The sequence below is a fragment of the Mesorhizobium sp. Root695 genome (assembly GCF_001428185.1).
Taxonomy (GTDB): domain Bacteria; phylum Pseudomonadota; class Alphaproteobacteria; order Rhizobiales; family Rhizobiaceae; genus Mesorhizobium.
In genome coordinates this window covers 38,889-62,939 of sequence record NZ_LMHO01000046.1, presented here as the reverse complement: position 1 = coordinate 62,939, position 24,051 = coordinate 38,889, and the positions used below count along the sequence as shown (strand labels likewise).

The 24,051-nt window shown below is 61.5% G+C and carries 25 protein-coding genes; 8 read left to right on the top strand and 17 right to left on the bottom strand.

What is annotated here, in order from left to right; translation table 11 throughout:
- Position 1: 1 nt before the first annotated feature.
- The 10 genes from ASD99_RS30645 to ASD99_RS30600 form a co-directional block, all read right to left on the bottom strand.
- The gene (locus ASD99_RS30645; protein WP_057145922.1) at positions 2 to 589 is read right to left on the bottom strand and encodes a hypothetical protein; all 588 of its coding nucleotides are present in this window, start codon (positions 587 to 589) and stop codon (positions 2 to 4) included.
- On the bottom strand, positions 586 to 1,191 hold the full coding sequence (locus ASD99_RS30640; RefSeq protein WP_057145921.1) for a L,D-transpeptidase: 606 nt from the start codon (positions 1,189 to 1,191) through the stop codon (positions 586 to 588). Before ASD99_RS30640 ends, ASD99_RS30645 begins: the two co-directional genes overlap by 4 nt.
- Positions 1,175 to 2,338: an AAA family ATPase gene (locus ASD99_RS30635; protein ID WP_056583144.1), complete on the bottom strand. Its 1,164-nt coding sequence runs from the start codon at positions 2,336 to 2,338 to the stop codon at positions 1,175 to 1,177. The genes ASD99_RS30640 and ASD99_RS30635 overlap by 17 nt, the downstream gene beginning before the upstream one ends.
- On the bottom strand, positions 2,335 to 2,970 hold the full coding sequence (locus tag ASD99_RS30630) for a TadE/TadG family type IV pilus assembly protein (RefSeq protein WP_057145920.1): 636 nt from the start codon (positions 2,968 to 2,970) through the stop codon (positions 2,335 to 2,337). The genes ASD99_RS30635 and ASD99_RS30630 overlap by 4 nt, the downstream gene beginning before the upstream one ends.
- Positions 2,964 to 3,458, bottom strand: a complete 495-nt coding sequence (locus ASD99_RS30625; protein ID WP_057145919.1) for a TadE/TadG family type IV pilus assembly protein — start codon at positions 3,456 to 3,458, stop codon at positions 2,964 to 2,966. The genes ASD99_RS30630 and ASD99_RS30625 overlap by 7 nt, the downstream gene beginning before the upstream one ends.
- Before the next feature lie 7 nt (positions 3,459 to 3,465).
- Positions 3,466 to 4,998, bottom strand: a complete 1,533-nt coding sequence (locus tag ASD99_RS30620) for a TadE/TadG family type IV pilus assembly protein (RefSeq protein WP_057145918.1) — start codon at positions 4,996 to 4,998, stop codon at positions 3,466 to 3,468.
- Positions 4,999 to 5,046: 48 nt separating this feature from the next.
- Positions 5,047 to 5,322, bottom strand: a complete 276-nt coding sequence (locus ASD99_RS30615) for a hypothetical protein (protein WP_244497964.1) — start codon at positions 5,320 to 5,322, stop codon at positions 5,047 to 5,049.
- A gap of 4 nt (positions 5,323 to 5,326) precedes the next feature.
- The gene (locus ASD99_RS30610) at positions 5,327 to 6,772 is read right to left on the bottom strand and encodes a type II and III secretion system protein family protein (RefSeq protein ID WP_057145916.1); all 1,446 of its coding nucleotides are present in this window, start codon (positions 6,770 to 6,772) and stop codon (positions 5,327 to 5,329) included.
- Positions 6,773 to 6,827: 55 nt separating this feature from the next.
- On the bottom strand, positions 6,828 to 7,862 hold the full coding sequence (gene cpaB / locus ASD99_RS30605; RefSeq protein ID WP_057145915.1) for a Flp pilus assembly protein CpaB: 1,035 nt from the start codon (positions 7,860 to 7,862) through the stop codon (positions 6,828 to 6,830).
- An 89-nt stretch (positions 7,863 to 7,951) separates the two neighbouring features.
- Positions 7,952 to 8,164: a Flp family type IVb pilin gene (locus ASD99_RS30600; RefSeq protein WP_057145914.1), complete on the bottom strand. Its 213-nt coding sequence runs from the start codon at positions 8,162 to 8,164 to the stop codon at positions 7,952 to 7,954.
- Between the two features lie 529 nt (positions 8,165 to 8,693).
- Here ASD99_RS30600 and ASD99_RS30595 point away from each other — a divergent pair.
- The 6 genes from ASD99_RS30595 to ASD99_RS30565 all read left to right on the top strand — a co-directional run bounded on the left by ASD99_RS30595 (position 8,694) and on the right by ASD99_RS30565 (position 14,572).
- On the top strand, positions 8,694 to 10,082 hold the full coding sequence (locus ASD99_RS30595; RefSeq protein WP_057145913.1) for a CpaF family protein: 1,389 nt from the start codon (positions 8,694 to 8,696) through the stop codon (positions 10,080 to 10,082).
- A complete protein-coding gene (locus ASD99_RS30590) occupies positions 10,082 to 11,053 on the top strand; it encodes a type II secretion system F family protein (protein WP_057145912.1) in 972 nt (323 codons plus the stop codon). The genes ASD99_RS30595 and ASD99_RS30590 overlap by 1 nt, the downstream gene beginning before the upstream one ends.
- Before the next feature lie 18 nt (positions 11,054 to 11,071).
- On the top strand, positions 11,072 to 12,022 hold the full coding sequence (locus ASD99_RS30585) for a type II secretion system F family protein (protein ID WP_057145911.1): 951 nt from the start codon (positions 11,072 to 11,074) through the stop codon (positions 12,020 to 12,022).
- A 54-nt stretch (positions 12,023 to 12,076) separates the two neighbouring features.
- A complete protein-coding gene (locus ASD99_RS30580) occupies positions 12,077 to 12,619 on the top strand; it encodes a tetratricopeptide repeat protein (protein WP_057145910.1) in 543 nt (180 codons plus the stop codon).
- Between the two features lies 1 nt (position 12,620).
- The gene (locus ASD99_RS30575; RefSeq protein ID WP_057145909.1) at positions 12,621 to 13,160 is read left to right on the top strand and encodes a prepilin peptidase; all 540 of its coding nucleotides are present in this window, start codon (positions 12,621 to 12,623) and stop codon (positions 13,158 to 13,160) included.
- Between the two features lie 425 nt (positions 13,161 to 13,585).
- The gene (locus ASD99_RS30565; RefSeq protein ID WP_244497962.1) at positions 13,586 to 14,572 is read left to right on the top strand and encodes a hypothetical protein; all 987 of its coding nucleotides are present in this window, start codon (positions 13,586 to 13,588) and stop codon (positions 14,570 to 14,572) included.
- A 38-nt stretch (positions 14,573 to 14,610) separates the two neighbouring features.
- On the opposite strand, the gene ASD99_RS30560 is transcribed toward ASD99_RS30565, so the two are convergent.
- On the bottom strand, positions 14,611 to 15,396 hold the full coding sequence (locus ASD99_RS30560) for an SDR family NAD(P)-dependent oxidoreductase (RefSeq protein ID WP_056588992.1): 786 nt from the start codon (positions 15,394 to 15,396) through the stop codon (positions 14,611 to 14,613).
- Between the two features lie 100 nt (positions 15,397 to 15,496).
- Here ASD99_RS30560 and uxuA point away from each other — a divergent pair, with 100 nt between their 5' ends.
- The gene (gene uxuA, locus ASD99_RS30555; RefSeq protein WP_057145906.1) at positions 15,497 to 16,681 is read left to right on the top strand and encodes a mannonate dehydratase; all 1,185 of its coding nucleotides are present in this window, start codon (positions 15,497 to 15,499) and stop codon (positions 16,679 to 16,681) included.
- 251 nt (positions 16,682 to 16,932) lie between these two features.
- Here the strand turns inward: uxuA and ASD99_RS35050 are convergent, their stop codons facing one another.
- Positions 16,933 to 17,214 carry a hypothetical protein gene (locus ASD99_RS35050; protein WP_057145905.1) on the bottom strand — a complete coding sequence of 94 codons (282 nt, stop codon included), beginning with the start codon at positions 17,212 to 17,214 and terminating at the stop codon, positions 16,933 to 16,935.
- Between the two features lie 452 nt (positions 17,215 to 17,666).
- On the opposite strand from ASD99_RS35050, the gene ASD99_RS30545 reads away from it, so the two are divergent.
- Positions 17,667 to 18,686, top strand: a complete 1,020-nt coding sequence (locus ASD99_RS30545) for an isopenicillin N synthase family dioxygenase (RefSeq protein ID WP_057146017.1) — start codon at positions 17,667 to 17,669, stop codon at positions 18,684 to 18,686.
- Between the two features lie 308 nt (positions 18,687 to 18,994).
- Here ASD99_RS30545 and ASD99_RS30540 read toward each other — a convergent pair whose 3' ends face one another.
- The 5 genes from ASD99_RS30540 to ASD99_RS30520 are packed head-to-tail and all read right to left on the bottom strand — an operon-like array spanning position 18,995 to position 23,994.
- The gene (locus ASD99_RS30540; protein ID WP_057145904.1) at positions 18,995 to 20,311 is read right to left on the bottom strand and encodes an aspartate aminotransferase family protein; all 1,317 of its coding nucleotides are present in this window, start codon (positions 20,309 to 20,311) and stop codon (positions 18,995 to 18,997) included.
- Entirely contained in the window at positions 20,308 to 21,093 is a 786-nt protein-coding gene (locus ASD99_RS30535) for an N-formylglutamate amidohydrolase (protein WP_056588970.1), read from the bottom strand. The genes ASD99_RS30540 and ASD99_RS30535 overlap by 4 nt, the downstream gene beginning before the upstream one ends.
- On the bottom strand, positions 21,093 to 22,415 hold the full coding sequence (locus ASD99_RS30530; protein WP_057145903.1) for a glutamine synthetase family protein: 1,323 nt from the start codon (positions 22,413 to 22,415) through the stop codon (positions 21,093 to 21,095). The genes ASD99_RS30535 and ASD99_RS30530 overlap by 1 nt, the downstream gene beginning before the upstream one ends.
- The gene (locus tag ASD99_RS30525; protein ID WP_056588963.1) at positions 22,412 to 23,059 is read right to left on the bottom strand and encodes a cysteine hydrolase family protein; all 648 of its coding nucleotides are present in this window, start codon (positions 23,057 to 23,059) and stop codon (positions 22,412 to 22,414) included. Before ASD99_RS30525 ends, ASD99_RS30530 begins: the two co-directional genes overlap by 4 nt.
- On the bottom strand, positions 23,056 to 23,994 hold the full coding sequence (locus tag ASD99_RS30520; protein ID WP_056588960.1) for a MurR/RpiR family transcriptional regulator: 939 nt from the start codon (positions 23,992 to 23,994) through the stop codon (positions 23,056 to 23,058). Before ASD99_RS30520 ends, ASD99_RS30525 begins: the two co-directional genes overlap by 4 nt.
- Between the last annotated feature and the right edge of the window lie 57 nt (positions 23,995 to 24,051).

The window sequence follows — 24,051 nt, the reverse complement described above, 5'->3', positions numbered from 1 at the left end:
TCTAGTTGGTCCTGCGGTAATAGACCTTGCCGTCAGGCTGCTCGATGCGCTGGTAGTTGGAGCTTGGGGCAGGGGGCGACGCCGACGCGGTCCTCTTCCTTGGCGCTTGCGGCGCTTCGATGACGCTGGGCTCGCCCGCGCTCGCGCCGTCGAGAGCTTCTGGCGCTTGCGCCAGCGTGCTGGTGGTGATCTCGGACGGTTCCGCGGCACTCGACACGGCCTCGCCGCCGGCGGCCGGCACATTCTGTCCCAACCGGGCAATGCCGCCGTTGATTTCGTTGAAGCTGCCTTGCAATTGGCTGTCCAGTTTCTCGAACCGGCTCTGGAAGCCGTTGTTGACCGTGTCGAGCCGCGCCGCGATCCGCTGCTCGAACGCTCCGAGCTGCTCCAGCCGCGCTTCGACGAAACGCAGGTCGCTCATGCCCCGATAGAGATAGACCGCGGCCGCCATGTTGATCACGGTGAGCAGCAAGGCACCGCAGGCGACCACGACGCCGATCGTCCTGGGATTGCTGGGCTTCTCGATGGCGCGCTGTTCCTGGTTTCCGATGTCGATCGCCGGCATGTCCGGTTCGCTGATCGTCGTCATTGGACCACCACCTTTGCGCCGACCGCGACGCGCTTGAAAAGATCGATCACATCCGTGTTAGTAAGACGAAAACAGCCTGACGTTCCGTCGAAGCCGACACCCGACGGATCGTTGGTGCCGTGAATGCGGTAGAGCGTGTCGCGCCCGTCACGAGACAGATAGAGCGCCCTTGCGCCGAGCGGATTGTACGGGCCGGCGGGCACCATTTTCGGCAGCTCCGGCTGGCGGGCCCGCATTTCCTGCGGCGGGCGCCACTCCGGCCATTCGGTCTTCGCCCCCACCTTGACGGTGCCGGTCCAGCCAAACCCGTCGCGTCCGACGCTGATCTGGTAGCGCAGCGCCTGGCCCTGGCGGATCACCAGGTAAAGCGCCTTCTCGTCCTTGCGGATGATGATCGTTCCCGGCTGCTCGGTGGTCGTGAAGGCAACGGCCTTGCGCAGGCTTGGCCCCATCGCCGGCAGCGGCGGCCGGTCCGAGAGTGCCGATCGCGCCTCGGCGAAGTTCTGCACGGACAGCGCCAGCGCCACGCCCAGCACGCAGGCGCCGGCGAGCCGCCCAGCGATCCGGTATCTCGCGATCCGATATTTATCGGGCAGCGTCATCGAGCCGGTCTTTGAACATCCGCTTCAGATCCTTGTTGAAGCGCGCCCGTCCATCCACTTCGGAAGGTGGGATGGCCCTGTTCAGCGCATCGGTCAGAAGCGCGTTGTCCAGCGCCACCGACTTGATGTGCGGCGCCTTGAAGATCTTTTCGAGCTCGCTGCGCGAAAAATGGTTCCCGAACCATTTGCGCTTGTGCTTGTTGGCGACCAGCGTGATGTTGACCGCATTGCCGCGCAGTTCGCGGATCTTCTTGTAGAGCCGCTTGCCTTGCCGCAGCGAAGCGACATTGAGTTCGAAGACGATGAAGATCTCGTCGCTCGTCGACAGCACGGAATTGTGCCAGGGCGTTTCGAGATTGGGCAGGTCGATGACGATGTCGTCGAAGCGGTAGGCCACGAGGTCCAGCAGCCGGAAGACGAAATCGCTGCCATGCGGCTCGAACGGCAGCTGCGGCCTCTCGAACGCGTAGAGGGTGAGGCCGGACGGGCGCGAAAGCTTGATGACATCCATCAGCTCGACATCGAGCCGTTCCGGCTGGCCGATGATGCCGGCAAGGTCGAACTGGTTGAACAGATTGAGATAGGCGCCGCAATTGGCGCTCTGGAAATCCAGGTCAACGAGACAGGTGGACGCCGCGCGCTCGGCCGATTTCGAGGCGAGATGTTCGGCCGCCGACAGCGCCAGCGTCGTGGCGCCGGCGCCGCCGCTGGCGCCGATGAAGGTGATGATCCGGCTTTTCGCGCCCTGGTTGCCGGTGTCGTGGAAGGTCACCGCGTTGAGCAGCTCCTTGCCGTCGAGCGGCTTGTGCAGCCAGTCCGAGGCGTTCATGCGCACCAGCACGCGCGTCTGCTCCGAGGTCAGCTCGTCGGAAACCGCGATCAGCGGCACGGTCGCCCACAGCGCGCGCGCCTCGACGATGCCAGGCCTGCCGAGCAACTCGCCATTGCCGAGATCGAGGATGACGATGCCCGGGCGCGTCTCGGCGGCCGGCCCCTTGAGGAAGTCGCTGGTCTCGGAAACCCTGACGTCATAGATCGCCAGCGCATCGAGCCGCGTCGCCACATCGCGCTTGAAATTCGGATCCGACGAAAACAGCGCCACCTGCTTGCGCTTGGTCGGCGTAACCTTGGTGTTGATGGCATTCATGGCCAGGTGCTCTTCATGTCTTCGCCCGTAACCGTGCTCAGCATGGAGGGCATGGTGATGTTTGCGAATCCGAGCAATCCGCCCAGAAAGAAGAACTGGAAGGGATGGTTGGTGATGCTGACTGTGATGGTCGGCACCGGCCCGCTGGGACGCGTCCAATAGCCGAGACCGGATGCCTGGTATTGAATCCTGACTTCCGATTTCGCCAGCATTGGCAGGAAAGTCTGCATTCCGGCCCGGCTGCTGTTGCCGCTGAAAATGAAATCAAAGGCGGCCTGGTTCACATTGAGGTTCTGACACGTAGCGCCTGTGCCACAAATGCAAGAGACACTTCCAGCGGTATTGGCCGTGCAAATATAGTTGTAGGTGTTTGCGGGTACCGCAGTGCCGACTTTGGTTACATCGCTCTGCGCTATCGTCTCGACCAGAAGCCCGCTGGCGACAGGTGTAGAAATCTGCGACAGCCTTGCGCCGGCTTGCACCGCTTTGTTCCCAGCATTCCACTGGTAGAAGGCGTAGCCGAAATCGACGAAGCCAAGCAGAAGCGTCAATAGCAGCGGCATTGCAATGGCCATTTCGACCACTGTCGCTCCGGACTGGTTAGCCCAAAACTTGATGCGCTCCGTCACCATCCAATGACTCGTTCCTGATGGGACACGCTCAGCGTGAGAGCGCCAAAGCCGAGATACGACCAGAAGCCGACGTCCGGATAAGCATAGGACGTACTGACATCCACGACATCGACCGTGGTCGTGCTGCTGAGATAAAGCTGCGTGCCCGTGGCCGCATCAACCGCGTCCAGCGAGACCGCCTTGGTGATGTCAACTGTCGCTGGAAGCCATCCAGTCACCCTGGCGCTGCCGCCAGCGATCGCCCCATAGGCTGCAAGGTTTTGAGCTCGCGCCTTGCAGGTCGCCCAATCGCTGCTGCATCGGGCCATGTAACGACCCGCATCCTCAACGCCGGCTTCGAGAAGCAGGCGCGTGTTCAGGATGTTGGAGAACTCGAACACACCAGCCGATAACAGCAGCACGAGTGGTGCGGTAATCGCGACTTCCACCAAAGCGGCGCCACTTTCGTCGCCTCGGAACCGCCGGATGATTTTGCCGAACCTGGTCATGTCGATTTCACCGATACAACTGGGCTTCGTTGCGGAATGCTTTGTCGACAAGAGTGTTGTTGGCAAACCCTCCATCGACGTCGACGATCTCCAAGCTGATCGGCTTCTCGCCGGCCGAAGGATCTTCAGGGTCCTTGGTATTGTCCTGCTTTTGAACCGGAGTGTTGATGAACACGCTCGCATAGCCGTCTGGCTTAATCTGGACGTGCCCGTTAATTTTGTCCGTGTTGGCGATGCAGTCGACGATCGCCATGTTCAGCAGACGGCGGTCAGGATCCGGCGTTGGGTTGTCCCCCTTGTAGCAAGAGGGCGTCCCGGTTTCTTTTGTCGGCGCCAGGGACTTATCCCCGACGAGCCCGTGCGCAATCTCGTATTTATAGACGTCATATCTGGAAGCGGGGGCAGTGGTGGTGCCAGTTGGGTTGGTGGCGGCAGGGACGTTGGGGTATGTCGTGCCGTGATTGATCGACCAATAACTTGTCCAAAAGCCTTGCGTCGCAATCTGATCGGACATTCCTTTTGAGTCGACGTAGTTGCTTCCTGGTGGGAGAGGCAGAGCCGTTCCATCCGTAACGGGGTCGTATTTGCTGCAACCGGTCTTCTGGCCCTTGCGAACATTGCTCGCCGGGCGATAGGCCCAGTTCTTGTTCTGCTTGTTCAGTGAGCCGCTGTAGAGATCGAACCGGGTATTCAGTCCAGTATTGACCTGTCCCAAGGTGACGCCGGTTTTCGTGGTGAGCGCATCGCGATTGTAGCAGGTGCCAGAGGTGCCCATCGCTATGGCATCTCGCAGTGAACTAAGATTGTTGTCGATCAACCCGAAGTTGCCGGGTCCAGGGTTCGAGTCCACTTTCAGAATGCGGAATTCCCGACTGTAGGTATCCCCCGACGCGAAAGCCTGCTGGATCGTTTTGCTAGTCAACGGGTCGGCCGTCTCGAACGGGTTGCACATGAAGATCGGCACGGTTTCGCAGATCGACTGCACGAACCCGGCCACAGCCTGTGGCCGGATATCGAAGGTGTCGTTGCTGCCGACAAAGCTCGCCGGAAAGATTGTCGCGAAAGCACCGGCGCCGTCCGCGTCCGCGGAAGGGTTTACTGTCACTAGCGAGAATGTCACGGCTTTGGGATCGGTGCTTGACCAGTCATGGCCATTAGTGTCGACACCGGCGGCATTCAACCCGATGCTGTCGTCGGCAGGTATCCCAGTCAAATATTTAACGGTCACATCAGCCAAGGCGAGTGTGTGATCGCCCGACGTTGAAAACTTTGTTTTGTTGGTTAGAAGTGTCGTCTTGGCCAGTTCGGCTCGGTTGATCGAATCCGATCTCCCATCCAGTTCCGCAGCCGTCGCAAGCGCAAGCGCATCGACACCCTTCTGCAGATCGTTATGCAATCCGTTGGCCCGGCTCATATCGATGGCCAGCAGTGCGAAGCCGATGATCACCGGCAGCATGATGGCAACGAGGATCATCGCTACGCCGCGTTGATCGTTCCAGAAGGCGCGAATGGTCCGAAACATGACCTTGCTTTCTTTCATCTCGCGTCAGGGCTCCTCGCAGGCCCGGCGCCCTCCGCATCCTTCCGCTCAGTTCACCGTGTTTGCCGACCCGCCGACATTGACCGTGATCGGCGCCGGCGGCGGCGGCGGCGGTGGATATTTGTACCCTTGGGCAACAGCCGCGGCCCGAGCGCCGTCGCCTTCGATATGTGTGTTCCGCGAAGCCGGGTTGAGCGGGTCCACCGTCTGCAGCATCGAATTGAACTTCTGCGTGTCGCCGGCAGCCAGGGTCACCGAGTCATAGTGGTTGAGATAATCGGCGGCGCAGCCTGTCAGCAGGCCGGTGCCCAGAATGAGGATCAAGGCGCTATTTCTTGACATAGAGCATCTTGTCCTTTGATTTGAAGTCCAGCATGTGGCCATAGGGGCCGGTGACGCCTTCGCCCGTTTCATATTTTCGGATCATGTCCTTGTTCACTTCGAGCTGGCCGAGCACGAAGAATTCCGGATCGTTGGCGGGCCGCGTCTTGTCGAACGGCGTCGCCAACTGCTCGCCGGGTTTCACCGGCCGCACCACGTGCGGCGTGACGATCACCACCAGCTCGGTCTCTTCCTTCTGGGTGCTCGAATTGCGAAACAGCGTCCCGATCACCGGCACCTGGCCAAGCCACGGCACCTGGTTCTGCAGCTTGGTGGTCTTGCTCGACAGAAGCCCACCGACGGCGAAGCTTTGGCCATCGCGCAATTCGACCACGGTTTCCAGTTTGCGGTTTGTGAAGATCGGGTCGCCGGCCGAGGTGAAGCCGGTCAGGTCGCTGACTTCCGGCGCCAGCCTCATGTGGATCTTGCCGTCGTCGAGTACGACCGGCGTGAACACCAGATTGACGCCGAATTGCTTGTACACGATGCTTATCTGGCCATCTTTGTCGAGAGTGCGGATAGGGACTTCGCCGCCGGCGTTGAAGCTGGCTTCCTCGCCGGAAAGCGTGGTGAGGTTGGGATTCGCGAGCATCCGTACCACGCCTTTGGCCTCGAGCGCCTCGATGTACAAGTCGACTTTAATGTTGCTGTCGATGACGCGGGTCAGCAGCGCTCCGAAGGGAGTGGAGTTGGACAGGAGGTTGCTAAGCAAGGTGCCCGATCCGAGCACCACTTTGTCTTTGTCGACGGCAGCAATGCCGGTTCCCGTTTTGGTCGTGCCATCGCCGTTCGTGCTCTTGATCGACACGCCGAGATCGCGGCCGGCATTGCGCTTGGCTTCCAGCACGCGCACTTCGAGATTGACCTGCTGGCTGTCGTCAACGATGACTGAGTTGATAATGGCGTCGGGACCATATTGCTGCGCAACCGCCATGATCGTCGCCATCGTGGCGCCGTCCTTGACATGGCCGCCAAGCCTGACCCTGCCGTTGACCGAGCCGATTTCGATGCGCGACTTCGGCGCCACCTGGCGGATCGCCTGCGCCATGTCGCTGACATCGACGCCGACCTCGATCTGGAGGGCGCCGAGCGAGCGCTTGTCGGTGGAGAACAGATTGACCGTGGTGGTGCCCGCGCCCTTGCCGATGACATAGAGCGTGCGGTCGGTCATCGGCTGGGCATCGGCGATCTTCTCGTCGCCGACGACGATATCGCCCAGATTGGCACTCACCTGGACGGTCACCGATTGCGACATCGGCAGGAAGATACGATGGACGGCGGGAGTGGACACGTCGATGAAACGGTCGGCCGCACCGGCCGCCAGGCTCGACAGAAACAGCGCTGCCAGGCACGACAACGCGGCCGTCGCTATCCCTAACCAATATCCCCGCATCCCCGTCTCTCCAATCGCTGCCGGTCGCAGCCCCATTCCGTTTCGCCGCGCTTAATTATTGTTGCCGCGGCACGTCATATGTCTCGAGCTTCACGCCCCGAAAAACGCCGATCGTCGCCCGTGCCGGCGGTTCAGGCTGCACATACTTCACCACTTCCTTGACGACGGGCTGCGGTGCCGCCGCCACGGCTGGAGCTGGCTTCACCTTTCCCAGCTCGTCGAGGCGGCTTCCCACTTTCTCCACGGCCTGCGTCAAACCGGCAATCTTGTCTTCGGCGCGCTTGCGCTCGGCTGCAGCCTCCGCTTCCGCGGCTGCCTTCTTGTCGAGCTCCGCCTGCCTGGCGGCGACATCGGCCGGCGTCTCGCCCGTCAGGTCGGAAAGGGTTACCCGTTCGGTCGTCTCGCCCTTGCTGGCGGCCGCCTGGCGCAGCGCCAGCGACAATTGGCCGGCTCCTGCCGCCAATGTCAGCTTCTGCGCATCCTTGGTGCTGGCCTCGAGCGTCACCGACTTCACGACCGTCGGGCTTTCCTTGCTCACATCGGCCACCTGGTCGATGGCCAGCACCTTCATGCTCTGCAGCAGCACGTCGACAAAACTCTTGTCCGCGCCATCGTCGCCGCGCACCGTGCGCGTCAAAAGCACGTCAACCCGGTCACCAGGGAAGACGAAGCCGGCAACGCCGAGGACGTCGTTGACCCGGATGGAAACCGCTTTCATACCCTCGCCAAGCACCGCCGAAAGCGTGGCGCGCTGACCAGGGCCGGTGATCTTGCTGGCGAGGACAGGTTCGTTGGTACTAATAGTCTGCAGCGCCTGCCTGGTGCCTTCTCCGGCCAGAGCCTCCTTCGTCGTCTTGAAGGCGCCGGTTGGGACCGCGCCCGCTGGCCATGCGACTTCGCGCAATTTGTCTGCGCTCAGCGTATCGCCGAACTTCAAAGGCATTGCCGCAACGACGACCGTGCTGCCTTGCACGATGCCCGTTTGCGCAATGGCGCTTCGCTGACCGGCGAGCCATATGTTGACAAGTACGACCGCGAGAACGCCGAACACGCCGGCGAGCACGATCATGATCAGTGTGTTGGCACGCATAAACCCCAAGCCCCAGCAGACGCGGGAATTCGCCCGCGGCGATTTGAACTCAGGCCCGGAAGTGAATTCCGGGCCTGAGGATTATCCGATCAGGTACCAGCGCCAGTGTCGCAGGTGCCGACACCGCTGGCGTCCATCGCCGCGCACAGACCGGTGAAACGGCCCGTCACCCACCCGCCGATGCCGATGATGAAACCGATCGCGGCGACCGCAATGATTCCGATCAGGATGGAATATTCGACCATGGCAGCGCCGTTTTCGTCGTCGCGGAACTGCCGGGTCATCGTCATGAGCTTCTTCATGTCAATTTCTCCCTTTGGAGGTTTGAACCCGACGAGACAGAGCAAAGGATGAAATCCATACCCAAGCATCCCCCGTCATCTCGATCCTAGGTCCCGAGAAAACGCAGAGTCAAACGAGATTAAGGGTTCCTTAACTTTCATATACGTGATTCGGCAAGAAGATTTCAAAGTCGAATCTTACCAAGACGTTGATTCTTTTCATTTTTCAATCGTCCTTAACCATTCGTTCACAATTCCGTCCCTCATGTGGCGAAATTAGGTAAGCATTAGCAATAATGCATATTCCTTTATATCTAAGGGCTTAACGGTGCGTGCTGGCAATTTTTCGGCAAAAGATTGGGTTGGATTGAAATCGTGAGGAGTGGGAAATCCCTGAAGTCAGCCCGCGTCAAATAAATAAAGGATTGCCGGCGCTTGCTCTTAACTATGTCTGAAGTAATGGCTGTGCGAAGGGCATCCGGGCGCTTGTGCGCCGGTTGGTTAACGTTTAGTTTCCGCTAATACGCATCCAAGGGGAGTATAAGCGATTATGCTGGGGCGGTTCATCAAGGGGCCAAGCGAACAGCAGGCAGTGACAAAGGTCGAGCCGCTGGCGGTGTCGCCTGTTGCCCAGCCCCTTTCGACGGCCGCTGATATTGAATCGCATGGCGATGATTTCCTGACGCTCAAGGTCGAGTTGCATCGCCATCTTATCGACCGGTTCAACCTGACCGCGCTTGAAAGTGCCTCCAAGGATGAGATCCTGAACGAGATCCGTCCGATCGTGCGCGAGTTCGTGCGAAATCGGAACGTCCCGCTGAATGCCCGCGAGCTCGATCAATTGACCAGCGACACCGCCGACGAGATGCTGGGTCTCGGACCGATCGAGCCATTGCTCAAGGACGATTCGATTACCGACATCATGATCAACACCCACAAGCGCGTCTTCATAGAGCGGCGCGGCGTGATCGAGGAGACGGCAATCCGTTTCCGCGACGAGGCGCATCTGCTGCGCGTCATCAACAAGATCGTTTCGGCAATCGGCAGGCGGGTCGATGAATCTTCGCCAATGGTCGATGCGCGGCTGGAAGACGGTTCACGCGTCAACATCGCGGTGCGGCCGATCTCGGTCGACGGCCCGCTGGTATCGATCCGCAAATTCTCGAAGAACCCCTATTCGCTCGAGCGTTTGATGACATTCAATTCGATCCGTCCGCCCATGATCGAGCTGCTGCGGATCGCAGTGCAGGCGCGCAAATCGATCCTGGTTTCGGGCGGCACCGGCAGCGGCAAGACCACCTTGCTCAACGCATTGTCGAGTTATATCCCCTCAAGGGAGCGGCTGGTCACCATCGAGGATGCGGCGGAACTGCAATTGCAGCAGCCGCATGTAGGCCGGCTGGAGACACGCCCGCCCAATGTCGAGGGCAAGGGCGAGGTGCGCCAGCGCGAACTGCTGAAGAACGCGCTGCGCATGCGGCCGGACCGCATCATCGTCGGCGAGGTTCGCGGTGAGGAAGCTTTCGATATGCTGCAAGCGATGAACACCGGTCACGAAGGCTCGATGACAACCATCCATGCCAACACGCCGCGAGACGCCATCTCGCGGCTCGAACAGATGGTCGGCATGGCCGGCATGCCGATGACGCATGAGTCGATCCGGGCGCAGATCGCCTCGGCCATCGACATCATCGTCCAGACACAGCGTCTTTCGGACGGCGGCCGGCGTGTCACCTCCATATCGGAACTGACGGGCATGGAGGGCAATGTCGTCCAGCTTCAGGAAATCTACCACTTCGTTCGCCGCGAGGTCACAGCCGAGGGCAAGGTTATCGGAGATTTTCGTGCAACAGGTGTCCGTCCGCGCTTCGCTCCGGAAGCCGCGACGCTTGGTCATCACTTCGCCAAGGACGCCTTCAACCCGCAGGTCGCCCTCTGATGCCGACCGGTCAAGCTCTGCTGTACTTCATCTACATGCTGGCGGCGGCCTCTCTCATTCTCGCCGGCGAAGCCCTGTATCTTTCCTTTGCCGGTCGCCGCTCACGGTCCATGGCAGTCAATCGCCGGCTGAAGCGGCTCGCTGGCGATGTGCCTGCCGAACAAACGCTACAGGGTTTGCTGAGAGAGCGCGGCCTCACGGACTCAGGCGACTTTCTTTTCGGAATGGTCTGGCTGAACAGGCTCTATACCCAGTCCGGCATTACCGGGAATCCGTTGACCTTCGCCGCAACGTTCCTGCTTGCGGGACTGGTGATCGCGTTGCTGCTGGCGCTCTTTTTCAATTTCTCCGCTTTGGCAGCGCTCATTGTCTTTCTGGTCGTCGGGCTTGTCCTGCCGCTTCTCGTCCTCCGGCGCGCCCGCAACAAACGAATACTGAAGTTTGCCAAACAGTTGCCGGATGCTCTCGACATGATCGTCCGTTCGCTGCGCGCCGGACATCCCGCTTCGGTCGCGATCGGTCTGGTCGCCCGCGAAATGCCGGATCCGCTCGGCACCGAGTTCGGCATCGTCTCCGACGAAATCGCCTTTGGTCTCAGCATCGAGCAGGCCGTGCGAAAGCTTTCGCAGCGTGTTGGCTTCGAGGGCCTACACTTGCTGTCGGTGTCGCTGTCGATCCAGGCCAAGACGGGCGGCAATTTGACTGAAATCTTGTCCAACCTGTCCTCTGTACTGCGTGAAAGGCAGAAGCTTCGAATGAAAATTAGGGCGCTCTCCGCCGAGGGGCGCGTGTCGGCCTGGGTCATATCACTGTTCCCGCTCGTTATGTTCTTGATCCTTCAAATCATTTCTCCCTCTTACTATGGGGGCGTGTGGCACGATCAGCTCATATTCCCGATCTTCACATTATTCGGGATGTTGGCTTTGGTAGGAGATTTCATCATGTATCGAATGGTCAATTTCGATTTCTGACAGGAGCGATGAATAAACTTGTTTTCAAATGTTCAGGACCTGGGCTTTTTGGTGTCTATTGCCGTCTTTGTGGCGGCGGTGTCCCTCTTCCTGTTCGGTGCGCTTGTCTTCCTCCCGGCTCTGCAGACACGAAAACTCGTCGCGCAGAGCCTGATGGGCGAAGGAATTACAGACCGCCGATCGATGCTCGGACAAGACCAGCTTGCCAAGCTTGCGGCGCAACGACCGGTCGATGCCTACTTCAAGTCGATCGAGAAGGAACGGGATGAGCCGAACGCCTTGGAGGCGAAGCTGTTTCGCGCCGGCTTTTATAAATCGAGCGCGCCGCTGTTTTATACCCTGTCCCGTCTGGTCGCGGTCTGCCTGGGCTTTTTGGCCATCTATGCACTTTTGTCTCGGATACTTCCGCCACAACTGCCGGGCTTCATAACCTTTGCTGGCTCTGCCCTGTTCGGCCTCGCCTGCATGGTGATTCCGAGCATCATGCTCGATCGCTTCGAGAACGGTCAGAAACGAATCTATCGCCGGGCTTTCCCTGACTTCATGGACATGATGATCACGTGCGCCGATGCAGGCATGAGCCTGGAGGCGGCGGTCGAACGTGTCAGTCATGAAATGGCTGCCACCCACAAGTGGCTGGGAATACAGCTGTCGATCATGAGTTTGCAGTTGCGCGCCGGCAAGCCACTGCGGGACGCGCTACGCGAACTCTCGGACCGGATCGGTCTTGACGAGGCGCGGGCTTTGGCCGTGCTGTTTCGACAATCCGAGGAACTCGGCACCAGCCTCACCGATGCCTTGCGTGTTTATAGCGCCGAGATGCGCAGCCAGAGAATTCTGAGTGCCGAGGAGCGCGCCAATGCACTGCCGGTAAAGATGATGATACCACTTGGCCTTTGTATTTTCCCCGTGGTTATGATGGTGATCATGCTGCCGGTCATCATTCGTATGAAGGGCATTTTCTTCTAGTTGCGTGTATGATCTGATTCTAATATGAGGTCCGGGACCCTTGGGGGAATCTGTATGAAGAGGGCTATCGCGGCGGCCGCCTGCCTGTTGATGGCGGTGCTTGCCGGCTGCCAGACGGCAGACACAACCGACGGCATCGTTCGCACCAACGAGCCGTCGAAAGGCGACGTGACGTCCTTTGGCGATGCTTTCGACGGGCTGAAGACGGTCAGCGATGTCGAATATTACGCTTCGGACCAGGCTGTTGCCGAAGCCAAGAACCAGTTTCGCGCGGAAAACTACGGCAATGCCGGCGCGCTGTTCTTCAAGGCGACGCAACTGGCGCCCAATGATGGCAACGCCTGGATGGGGCTGGCCGCCTGCACCGACCGAATCCACCGCTTCGACCTTTCCGACAAGGCCTATGCCAAGGCCTTCAGGCTGGTCGGCGCGACGCCCGAATATTACAACAATGTCGGCTATTCCTATTTGCTGCGCGGCAAGCTGCAAGACGCACGCAGCAATTTCCTCAAGGCTTACGAACTGGCGCCCAACGATCCGACCGTCGCCAACAATCTGAAGCTGCTGTCGTCCAGCGTGCAGAACATCGAGCGCTAGCATGTTGCTCGTCGAAGCGCTGGTGCTGAAAGTGCTCGCCATCCCTCTGCTGGCAAGGATTGGCTGGCTCGACTTCACAACCCAGAAGATTTCCAATCGTGACGTGCTGCTGCTGCTCTGCCTCGGGGCGGGGGGCCTGCTGCTGCTGTCGCTCCAGACCGGATCGTGGTGGGACATGGGACTGAGTGCCAGTGCCGGGATTCTGCTGTTTGTGGCGCTCTTCCCCTTCTGGGCCTTGCGCAAGATCGGCGCCGGCGATGTCAAGCTGATAGCCGTCGTGCCATTCCTGATCGGCGGCAGCGATCTCGCCGTGTTTTCGGTGCTGCTTCTGGTTTTCGCCCTCGCCACCGCTGCGATCGTGAAAAACCCGTTCCTGCTGCCCGCGGGGGCTTTTAAGCTCATCGTCCAGCATCTGGACCGCAAGGGCGTGGTGCCATTCGGCGTGCCGATCGCGCTGGCCGCGATCTGTACGCTAGCGCTCCTGATCTACAGGACTTTGATGGTGGCGAGCAGTTCCGGAATCCTCGACCAGCTTAACTGACCTCGACATTCTGCTCGGCTGAACGCGATGCGATCGCCGGCGCATTGGCTGTCGGAAACGAAAAACCCGCCTGTGCGGCGGGTCACCGGCGCAAATCAGCACCATGAACCAACATGTACCATAGCTGAGGTCATGGAATCAAGAAAAAATTCCTATCGTGAAAAGCTGGCGGCACAACAGCCGCCGACGCCGCCGAACTGGCTGTCCACGAAGAGCTTGTCGGAAAAGCAGGTCGATGGTTAGATAAACGACCACAGGGAGAAGGCATGATGGCGCTTCACCTTTCGGCGGATGCCCCGGTTTCGGTCCAGGCCGCCCCGCAGAAATATCTGTTCGGTCCGTTCATCGACTTTTTCATGCTAGGCGGAAGCGCGTTCCTGATCCTGCCGGCCCTGTATTTCGTGCCTCTCAAATACGAAGGCCTCGTGGCGCTCACGGCGTTTTTGCTATCCCATCTCATCAACCAGCCGCACTTCGCCCACTCCTATCAGATTTTCTACCGCAATTTCGCGCGCAAGGTGCGCGGCGACGGATACGACAGGAATCTCCAGATCCGCTACATCATCGCGGGCATTGCGGTCCCGCTGATCATGGGCGCTTTCTTTGCCTATGGCTCCGTAACCGGCAACGCTCGCCTGCTGGGATATGCCACCAATGCGATGGGCTTTTTCGTGGGCTGGCACTACGTCAAGCAAGGCTACGGGATGCTGATGGTGGACGCCGTGCTGAAGCGCAGGTTCTTCAAGGATCAAGACAAGAAGGTACTGCTGTTCAACGGCTATGCCGTGTGGCTGTTCGCCTGGCTTCAGACAAATGTGGTGATCACCGAAAGGCAGTTCTGGGGCCTGGATTACTACACATTCGCTGTCCCGCCATGGCTCCTCAACATCGCGCTCGCGGTCGCCGCTGCTTCCTCCGCGGCCACCGCCGTGATGTTTGTCAATCGCTGGCGCAAGCACGGTGGCGCGCTGCCGTATAACGGCGTCGTCGCCTACGTCGTGTCGCTTTATGCCTGGATTCTGTTCGTGACGATAAATCCGCTTTGGCTGCTCGTGGTGCCGGCGCTTCATTCGCTGCAGTACCTGGCGGTGGTCTGGCGTTATCAGACCAATGTCGAGCGCGACCGTGCGGACGCCGTCGAGGATCCGAAATTCAAGATCCTGTCCATTCTTGGACCGCTCTACAGGCTGCGGGTGCTGATCTTCATCGTCGCCGGCACAATTCTGGGCGCCCTTGGCTTCTGGCTCGTGCCGATGGCGCTGACTGCCTTGGTTCCCTACGACAAACAGGTGCTCGGCTCGTCGCTTTTCCTCTTCATCGCGTGGATATTCATCAACGTGCACCACTACTTCCTGGACAACGTGATGTGGCGTCGCGGCAACCCGGAAGTCTCGAAATATCTGTTCCGCTAGCTCACTGTCGGCAAGGCCAGGCCCCAACCTTCATGGCTCTACTTCACGCCGATTCCGGCGGTCAGGCCGCCATCGATCCTGTAGTCCGCACCGGTGCAGAAGCCGGCCTTCGACGAACACAGGAAAGCGATGAGTTCGGCCACTTCCTCCGGCTCGCCGATGCGGCCGATGGGATGCGCTTCGCCGAAGCGCTTGTAGGCGGCCTCGACATCGGCATCCGTGCCGTTCTCGCCGCGCGCTGCCTTTTCCAGGATCGGGGTGCGGATCGAGCCTGGGCTGACGGAATTGACCCGGATGCCGGAGCGCGCATGGTCGAGGGCCAGGGCGCGCGTCAGCGTGTGGATGGCGCCCTTGGTCGTGGCATAGGCGGCGACATTCTGCTGGCAGGCAAAGCCCTGCACCGAAGCGACATTGACGATGGCGCCGCCGCCCCGCCGGACCATTTCCGGGATGCCGAAATGCGCGGTCAGATAGATCGATCCGACATTGACCGACATCGCCTTGTTCCAGGTCTCGAAATCGGTGCTGACGGCGGTTCCGTACGGATGCACCGCCGCCGAATTGACGATGACATCGAGGCCGCCGAACCGCTCGACGCCGGCCGCGACCGCGTCGCGAACCTGATCCGGTACGGAGACGTCGGCGCCTATCACCAACGCCCCGGCTCCGGAGTTCTCCAGTACCACTTGCAGCGCCGCGTTGGCCGCACGGTCGATGCCGCAGGCGATGATCGCGGCACCCCCTGCGGCGAGGCGTCTGGCGGTCGCGAGGCCAATCCCGGTCGTCCCCGTCACCAATGCCACCTTGCCGTCGAAATCCTTCATCGCGGGAACTCCTTCATTTGCTGTCCGAAAACCGGTTCCTAGTTTGACACTCATTGTGGTCCGACAATAGGTTGCGTCCTCTCGCAAAAAGGAAGCGGCAATGGAACAGTGCTGGCGCTGGTATGGACCGAACGACCCGGTAACACTCGATCATGTCAGGCAGGCAGGCGCGACAGGCGTGGTGACGGCCTTGCACGATATCTATGACGGGCGCGCCTGGCCGCTTGAGAGCATTCTGGAGCGCAAGCGGATCATCGAGGCCGCTGGGCTGACATGGTCGGTTGTCGAGAGCATCCCGGTCCACAATTCCTTCAAGATCGGCGCGCCGGAACGTGAGCGCTACGCCGGCTACTATCGCGACTCAATCCGCGCGCTCGCCAAGGCCGGCATCGCGACGGTCTGCTACAATTTCATGCCGGTGGTCGACTGGACCCGCACCGATCTGGCCTATCGGCTGCCGACGACGGGTTATGCGCTGCGTTTCGATGCGATCGATTTCGCGGCCTACGATTTGTTCGTGCTGAAGCGCGGCAATGCCGAGGCCAGCTACAGTGCCGCCCGCATCACTGATGCGGAAGCGCGGCTGAAGGAGTTGAGCAGCGAGGCGATCGACAGGATCGAGCGAAATCTGATCGCCGGCCTGCCGGCGACCGAGCGCAGCTATAACAGGGACAGTTTTCGCGAGGCCCTGGCGGAATACGATGCGATCGGACCGAAGGAGCTGCGTGACAACCTTGCCTGGTTCCTGCGCGAGATCATTCCGGTGGCCGAAGAGGAGGGGGTGCGCATGTGCATCCATCCCGACGACCCGCCCTTCTCGCTCTATGGCCTGCCACGCATCGTTTCGACCGCCGAGGATGCGCGTTTTATCCTCAACGCCGTCGACAGCCCCGCCAATGGCCTGACGTTCTGCACCGGCTCCTATGGCACGCGCGCCGACAACGACATCGTCGCCATGGTCAAGGAATTCGCCGGCCGCATCCATTTCGTCCATCTGCGCAACATCACCATCGAGGATGACGGCTCGTTCTACGAGGCCGAGCATCTCGAGGGCGGCACCGACATGGCGCATGTGATCCTGGCTCTGATGCAGGAAGAGACGCGCCGCCGCAGGGAAGGCCGCGCCGACTGGCGCATTCCGATGCGACCAGACCATGGCCATCTGCTTGCCGATGACATCGGCAAGACCAGGATCAATCCCGGCTATTCGCTGATCGGCCGGCTGAAAGGCCTCGCCGAGCTGCGTGGCATCATGCGCGCCGTCGAGCGGTTCGGCCTGGCTTGAGCCGTCCTGTCAGTTCGGATGGGCGCATTTGTCGCCCATCACGCCGGGGTTTTAGCGCCCCCGTGCTTATACGACCTCGTTCAGCAATGCTGCTCCGGCCGCCACGCGGGCGATGTTTTCGAGCAGCATGTCGACGATGCGCGTCTCGTAGTGGCTGGTCTCGCCCGCGCTGTGCGGGGGCACAAGAACATTGGGCAGGCGCCAGATCGGCGAGCTCGCCGGCAGCGGCTCGCCGCTGCGCAGCGCCTCGATCAGGGCCGGCTGGCGAGCTTGACGCCGCGTTCGCGCAGCACCGCCCGCGAGAACTGATCGGTGCCGGCACTGATCGTCTGGATCAGCCGCAGCTTCGGTGCGCGCTCCGCCAGCTCGTTGCGCCACAAGCCGGAGACGACGAGGACATCGGCCTCGGCGACGCGCTGCTCCAGTTCGGCACTGTTGCGGACCTCGAAGCTGGGCATGGGTTGCCCGCGTGTCAGGAACTCGTCACCCAGCCGGTAGGCGGCATGAGCAAAGCCGATGGAGAGCTCAGCCATGCTGAAGCCGCGCCAATGGGGCGACCCCGACACCAGGCGGCGCCTGGTCCGGTGTCGAGACGACGACAAGCGCGGCGCGTGCCGCATTCTTTGGATGCACCGCGTCGGCCTCTCTGATTGCTAATTGAATCAATGCGATCCAACCTAGGCCCAACCCGAACTGGCTGACAGGCCGCGAACCAATCGCGCTCCGTGTCGCCCATGGCCAAGTCGCGCTCGAAAGGCGGCCCACGAGATGCATTGCGGACAAAATACCTGTTGGGAACGTTATTTGCCGACAGGTCATAATATGCAGCGCTGACGTTCTTCCATTCGACCCAGATTGGACTGTCTTTTGCTTTGATCGGCACGCCTCGCGTGTCATTTTGGAGACGCCATTCGTGCTCGAAGCTCTTGCCGGTGCCCGCTTCTATTTTCTCCCAGGCAAGGCAGAGAAAAGAAGGAACCTCATCGTGCCCAGAATTGTGCCGGTGCTTGATCTGAGCCGTCTCGAACAAGGTGCGTCCGAATATCGTACCTTTCTCCTGGACCTGCGCACGGCGGCCCGGGACGTCGGCTTCTTCTACCTCAGCGGCCATGGGATTTCCGCCTCGGAGATCGACGACGTGCTCGATGCCTCCCGCCGGTTCTTCGCATTGCCGGAGGCCGACAAGCTGGCGATCGAAATGGTCAAATCCCAGCAGTTTCGCGGCTACACCCGTGCCGGCGGTGAGTTGACCAAGGGCGCGGCCGACTGGCGTGAGCAACTCGACATCGGCGTCGAGCGCCAGCCCATCGCGCAGGGACCCGGAATTGCACCGTGGACACGGCTGCAAGGGCCGAACCAGTGGCCGTCTGCACTGCCGGAGCTCAAGCCGGCGCTGCTGGCATGGCAGACCAAGGCGACGGCGGTGGCGATCCGATTGCTGAAGGCCTTCGCGCTGTCGCTTGACCAGCCGGAGGATGCCTTCGACGCGATCTACCGGGACTCGCCCAACCATCGCATGAAGATCGTGCGTTATCCCGGCCGTGACGTGACCGAAGGCGACCAGGGCGTCGGCGCGCACAAGGACGGCGGCTTCCTGACCCTGCTGCTGCAGGACGACAACAAGGGGCTGCAGGTTGAGTACGACGGAAGCTGGGTCAATGTGGACCCGCTCCCCGGAACGCTGGTCGTCAACATCGGCGAACTGCTCGAACTGGCATCGAATGGATATCTGCGCGCGACTGTCCACCGCGTCGTGACGCCGCCTGCCGGCGTCGAGCGGATTTCGGTTCCCTTCTTCTTCAGCGCGCGGCTCGACGCGACCATCCCGCTTCTCGGCCTTTCCGAGGAATTGGCGGCCCAGGCGCGCGGACCGGCAAGCGATCCCGACAACCCGTTGTTTCGCGATGTCGGCACCAATGTGCTCAAAAGCCGACTGCGTTCACATCCCGACGTGGCACGCCGCCACTATGCCGATCTTCTCGATACCGGAGCTGCGGGCTCGTGAGGCTCCACAGTACGGCGCACGAATTTTTGCCATTTTGTATGTTTTTTGGAATGTCATTCGTCGCCAAGGCTTTGAAATAAGCTCAAACAGGTAAAATCGTTCGGCGGTTTCCTCCCATTCCGCTGGACGGTGTTCCCCTCTGAAGGTTTTAACCTTCTTTTGGCCGGGCCGCATTCGAGCCCGGCCATTTTTTGTCCCGGGTCTCGGGCGCAAAACTGACATGCAAAAGCCCGGCGCGGCGGAACAGAATACCTTCCCGAGAGTCCGCGTCTTCGTTTGCGCCAGCATTTGCCTGGCCAGTTTCCCGGTCACCACATTATGAAGGAGGCAACGTCCGCATCCGAGACCTTGCCAGCATTCACGTCGGCGATCGCCTGGTCGACGATGGCCACGCCCTCGGTCACCTCGTCTTCCGTCAGCGTCAGCGGCGGCATGAACTCCAGCACATTCGCCTTCAGCCCGACATAGGTGAAGGCCGCGCCCAGTTCGTAGCCGCGATAGATGATCTTGGCCGTGGTCGTGGCTGGAACGGGTTCGCGCGTCGCCCGGTCCTTGACCAGGTCGACGCCGATGGCGAGACCGCGCCCGCGCACGTCACCGATGATCTCGTGCTTGGCGCCGAGTGCCCGAAGCGCGTCGGAAAACAGCGTGCCGATCCGCGCCGAGCGCTCGACCAGGCCTGCCCTCTCGATCGTCTTCAGCACCGCGTTGCCGGCCGATGTCGCCACCGGGTTGCCGGCGGTCGTCTGCAGCGCGAAGGCCGGTGCATGATCCATGATCTGCTTCGGACCGATCACCGCCGACAGTGGCAAGCCGCCGCCGATGCCTTTGCCGAAGACGACGAGGTCGGGCGTCAATCCTTCATGCTGGAAGCAGTGCATCAGGCCGCTGCGGGCGAGCCCGACCTTGACCTCGTCGACGACAATTTTGATGCCGTGCTTGCGGCAACGCTCCTGCAACGCCTTGAGGAAGCCGGATGGCGGCACGATCAGCCCGCCATCCGACATCAGCGGCTCGATGAACACCGCCGCGACCTGATGTGGCGGACAGGTGGTCTCGAACTGGTAGTCGAGCAGCGCAAGCACGTCCTCGCCGCTGAAATTCGGCCGGAACGGATCGGGGTAGGGCAGCAGAAGCACGCCCGGCCGCGGCAGCGTGTGGGTCATGGCGGTGTGGCCGCTAATGCCCATAGAGCCCGAGAGGTTGCCGTGATAGGAACCGATGAAAGATATGAAGCGCGAACGGCCGGTGGCCGCCTCCAGCACGCGCACCGCGCAGTCATTGGCATCCGACCCGGAATGGCCGAACCAGACGCGCCGTTCGCCTTCTCCGGGCGTGATTGCCAGCAGTCGCTCGGCCAGCGATACGGCGGGCTCGTTCGGGTAGAGCAGCAAGCTGGCGCCCGCCATGTTGCGGATCGATGCCTCGACCGCCTCGACAACAGCCGGATGGCCGTAGCCGAGCACCGCCGGACCGGCCGATCCCGACAGGTCGAGCAAGGAGCGGCCGCCTTCCTCGATCAGCCGGTTGCCCCGGCCGCCGATGACGCTGAGCGGCGAGAAACGCAGCTTGCCGATCTGGGCGATGGTCGCGGCGTCTCGTTCGCGCAGGCTGAGATTGCTCATGACACGGTTTCCGTCTCGAGTGCCGGCAGTGCCGCCGTCAGCCGGTCCGCCCATTCCTCGATGCCGGACCGTGTCGACAGCAGATCCTGTCGGATCTCGATGAGGACAGCGGGGATACCGCGATCGTCGCCATGGATAGGCACGGCGTAGTCGGCGTCGCGGCTGATCACATAGGGCACGTTGGCCGCGACATTGAGCGCCGCGTCGGTGCGCAGGCCCGAAAGGATCGCTTCGGCGAGATCGCTTGCATGGTCATGCAGCACGCCGGCATGCCAGGGCCTGCTGACACCGAGGAAGACCGGCGTGAAGGAATGGATCGTCACGATCCGCGTCTGCCGGCCTGCTTGCGCCCGGCGGTCGAGATACGCGGCCACCCGGTCATGAAACGGCGAAAACATGATCTCGGCACGCCGGTTTCGCTCCGTCGCATCGATGCCGACATTGCCGGGAATGTCGGTGTCTTCCGACAGAACCGGAATGCTGCCTTGGGTATGAAGCGGCCGGTTGAGGTCGATCAACAGCCGCGAATAACCGCTGAGGAAGGCCGGAGCATCGAGCTTCGACGACAGCAGGCGGGTCACCTCGGCGGCGCCGATATCCCAGGCGATATGGCGCTGCAGATGGCTGGCATCGAGGCCGAGCTGCCGATACTCGGCCGGCATGTGGTTGGACGCATGCTCGCACAACAGCACGATATCGGAATGGCCTTGCTCGTTGAGAACCTCGACGGCGTCGGGCCAATCTCTTTGAGCGGGTAGTTCTTTTTCAGTCTGTGCAGTCATCAATAGAGCGTCCGGTAAAGATCGCAGATGGAAGCCGGATCGAGACCGGCAAGGCGCTCTGCCTCGTGTCGCTTGAGGCCAACGAAGGTTTCGATGAAGACAGGCGCGAACCACCCCGTCACAGTGCTGTCGGCCACAAGCGCGTCCAGCGCTGCCGGCAGGGTTTCGGGCAGGCGCACGAGACCGAGCTTTGCCCGCTCCGCCTCGCCCATCAGTGTCGGGTCGCCGGTGACCAGCGGCGGCGACGGCAGCTCCGCCTTCAGCCCTTCCAGTCCGGCGCGGACGACCGCCGCCAGCGACAGATAGGGATTGCCGGTGGCGTCGGCGGCCCGGTATTCGATGTTGTATTGCCGCGCCGGATCGCGTCCGCCGATCGTCACCGTCGGGCAGATGCGCAACGACGCCTCGCGGTCTCGGTCGGCAAGCCAGGTGTAGGACGAGCTCCAGCTGTGCGGCTTCAGCCGGTAGTAAGACGACACGCTCGACGCCGTCATGGCGGTGATACCAGGCAGATGACGCAGCACGCCGGCGCAGAAGGCGCCGGCCTTGGCGGAAAGGCCGCCGGGTTGCGCCGGATCGTAAGTCACCGGCTTGCCGGCCTCGTCAACGAAGCTGAAATGGATGTGGACGCCGTTGCCGACGGCATTGGGCGCAGTCTTGGGCGCGAAGCTCGCACGCCAGCCGGCATTGCGCGCCAATTCGCGCGTGATTTCACGGATGGCGACGGCGCGGTCGGCTGCCGTCAGCGCGTCCGCCGGCTCGTGCGTCACCTCGAACTGCTCGTCGCCGAATTCGGCGATGACCACTTCGGGCGCGACGCCTGCCTCCTCCAGCGCTGCCATCAGATTGGGCGCAAACGGGTCGGCGCGGCGCAGTGCGGCGAAAGACATCGAATGTGCCGGTGCGAAGCCGCCGTCGGCGACATGGAATTCATGCTCGAAGGCGGCGATGACCGACAGGCCGGTCGCGTCCTTCAGCTCGACCAGCGCATTTTTCAGCATCGTGCGCGTGCATCCGAGCCACGGGCTGCCATCGAGGTCGACGATGTCGCCGGCGACCATGTCGAACGGCGTCGCCGATCCGGTGCGTGTCGTGCGAAAACGCGCCTTGAGATCGGGGATCAGCCGCAGGTCGCCCGACGAGCCCCAGGGGTTGGGATCGACGATGGAGTTGAACGGCGTCAGCGACAGATTGGCCTGGAGCCAGCCAACGCCGGTCGCGGCGGTTTTCTGCAGCTTGCTTTCGGCAACGAAGCGGCCCCGCGTAACGGCGGAGAGATCCGTGGTGACGACGGCAACCAGAGGCTCGACACTCGATGTCATGCCGTTTTTCCCAAAGCGTTGAAGCGGTCGACGACGGTGTCGGTGTCGGTGACCCAGCAATATCCGCCAAAGGCCTTGAGCGCCATGTCGTGGCGTTCCTGCGTGATGGTGGCGCAGGCGTCCGATACACAGGTGACGAGGTAGCCGCGGTCGGCGCCGTCGCGCACCGTCATGTCGACGCATTGATCGGTCAGCACGCCGACGACGACGAGATAGCGAATGCCAAGGTTCTTCAGGAGATAGTCGACATTGGTCGAGTTGAAGATGCCCGACGACGTCTTCGGCAGCATGATCTCGTCGCCGACCGGCGCCAGCGACGCCACCGGCAGGCCCTCGGCGAGGCTGGGCGCGACATGGATCGGTGTCAGCTTGTGGTCGAGCGAGCGGTCGCGGCCGTCTTCGGTCAGGCTCTGGATGATGGTGTGCAGAACCTCGACGCCGTTGGCCCGCGCGGCCGCCAGCAGGCGCTCCTGGTTGGGGATCGTCTGCGACGATGTCTGCCGGTAGAAATAGTGATCCGGCCCACGCTCCGGATGCGACGGATCGGCGCCCGGCTCCAGCCAGATGCGCTGCATATCGACGAGCAGCAGCGCCGTTTCGCCGGCACGGAAGGCTTCGTTTCGTCTGGGTAGGGCCTGGGTCATGCTTTGTCGTCCTGCTTTGCTGATTTGGGTCCCGGTGTCTTGCGTGGTCCGGGTGTATGACCCGCGCCGTTCTCTTGCGGGTTGCTGTCGAGCGTTACGGCATTGGCATGCCGCACCTTCTCAAGCCGCTCGATGCGAGCACGAGCGTCGTCGTCCAGCGTCGAAACAATATGAGCGGTGAGGGCTTCCATCTGGGCGATCGCCGGCGCCAGCGTATCGTAGGGCGAGGCCACTTCGAGCGGGCTGACGATCGTGACTTCGGCGAGATCGGCGATCGGCGACAGCCACTGGTCAGTGAACAGGACAATGCGCACATCGAGCGCCGCCGCCTGTTTTGCATAGGCCATCACATCGAGCTGGTAGCGGCGGTAGTCGAAGACGACGAGCACGTCGCGCCGGTCGAGGTCGGCCAGTGTGTCGAAAGTCTGTGGCGAGAGCACACCGAGATCGCGAACCTTGGGACGAAACTGCACGAGATAGCCGGCAAGCATGCCGGCTATGTGGCGGCTGAACCGGCCGCCAACCAGCACGACCTCGCCCTTGGCCTCCATCAGCAGACGGGCCGCCCGCTCGTATGTCTGGACCGGGGTCGCGGCGGTGGCTTTCTGCAAGGCCGTGGTAACGCTATCGAGATAGGCCAGCACGGCACTGTCGTTCGAACCGCTCTGCCGCTTGGCCTCCATCATCAGCAGCGGCGAATGCAGTCTTGCCTCGACCTCGGCCAGAAGCTTTGCCTGGAAATCCGGAAACCCCTCATAGCCGAGCTTCATCACCAGCCGCACCACGGTCGGATCGCTGACGCCGGCGCGCCGCGCCAGCGACGAAGCGGTGCCAAGGCCGGAGGTCGGATAGTCCGTCAACAGCAGCCGGACGATCTTCTCCTCCGACGGCGTCAGCGTGAGATCCCCGCGCATCAGAACATCGCGTATCGCCATGGGCCTCCCCGAAATCCGTGTTCTCTTGTTTTGTCGAGTTTATTACAGAGATTTAAA